Source organism: Limnospira sp. PMC 289.06 (genome assembly GCF_032350395.1).
Taxonomy (GTDB): Bacteria; Cyanobacteriota; Cyanobacteriia; order Cyanobacteriales; family Microcoleaceae; genus Limnospira; species Limnospira platensis.
The window spans coordinates 1-1,514 of the sequence record NZ_JARPLC010000011.1 but is presented as its reverse complement, the minus strand read 5'-3'; the positions used below and the strand labels follow the sequence as shown (position 1 = coordinate 1,514).

The window sequence follows — 1,514 nt, the reverse complement described above, 5'->3', positions numbered from 1 at the left end:
CTATAGTCGTTGAGGAGCAGGAAGTCTCAGAACCTGAACCTATAGTCGTTGAGGAGCAGGAAGTCTCAGAACCTGAACCTATAGTCGTTGAGGAACAGGAAGTCTCAGAACCTGAACTTGTAGCGCCAAGGGAACCTTTACCCCCAGAAAATCCGACATCAGAAAGTTCCGAACCAGTAGCCGGAAACCAATTACAGAAACTTTGGCAAAACTTGCAACTACCCAAATTTTCCAATAATGACTCAGAAACGCCGATTTTAGAGCAAATTAAAAACTTTTTCAGCAGCTTTGAGATTCCGGGATTAACTCAAATAGAAACGGAACCTGGGACTCCAGCCGCCTTACCTAAAATTGTGCGAGACCAACCAGAAACTGAAGCCAAGGAAGCACCTGTAACCGAGACCAGCGAATCAAGCGATCGCCTCGATTAAACCCCCATAAACAGCACTGACAATCATGATTATGAGTAATTCCCAACCGACTAAAAAACCCTTAGAATACTACCAATGGCGTGGCTATCAATGCGCCTATGAATTTCATCCCTCATCTTCGGAAATATCCGCAGATATTCCCCTACTATTAATCCATCCTATTGGAGTAGGATTATCTCGGCGTTTTTGGTATAGATTTTGTGAAAAGTGGCAGGGATATAATAACCCCATATACAGCCCAGACCTGCTGGGGTGTGGGGAAAGTGATAAACCAGCAGTAGCTTATCAAATCACAGACTGGGCGGAACAACTACAGTGTTTAATTGAAACAGTAATCAAGCAGCCAGTGATTTTACTAGCACAGGGTGCTTTATTACCAGTGGCGATCGTCCTCAGTAAAACATACCCAGAAAGTGTGCGGGGAATAGTGTTATCAGGTCCCCCAGCTTGGCGAGTCATGACCGAGGCTTCATCACCCACTAAACAGCGTTTATTGTGGAACCTATTTTTTGATACCCCAGCCGGGCGACTATTTTGGAATTATGCTTGTCGGGAACAGTTTTTACAGTCTTTTTCAATTAAACAATTATTTGCTGAAGCCAAAGACGTTGATCGCGAATGGTTAGACCTGTTAGCAATAGGTTCAAAAGACCCCAAAAGTCGCTATGCAGTCTTTTCATTTTTAGCAGGATTTTGGCGACAAGACTATACCCAAGACATGGCAAATTTGACCCAACCGACCCTAGTAGTTTTTGGCGATAAAGCCTCTAGTATTAGTCGCAGTGGGAAGTCAGAAACCGTAGATAAGCGCGGCAAATTCTACGAAGAAGGATGGAAAAAAGCCAAGTCTATAGTAATTCCTGGTCGTAATGTTTTACCCTACGAAAAAACCGAAAGTTTTATAAAAGTTACCCATGATTTTGTGAGGAATATAAATTAATTCATCCACCCCCCATGAGTTGGGGGCGGGTTCATTTATACCGTCGTTAATAACAACATTGACGGCGGTTGGGGGCGGGTTTATTTAGACCGTCGTTAATTACCACATTGACGGCGGTTGGGGGCGGGTTTATTTAGACTGTC

At 43.7% G+C, this 1,514-nt stretch carries 1 protein-coding gene; it reads left to right on the top strand.

The window, feature by feature from the left end:
* Positions 1–456: 456 nt before the first annotated feature.
* Entirely contained in the window at positions 457–1,371 is a 915-nt protein-coding gene (locus P5674_RS04215; protein WP_006615962.1) for an alpha/beta fold hydrolase, read from the top strand.
* Positions 1,372–1,514: the final 143 nt, after the last annotated feature.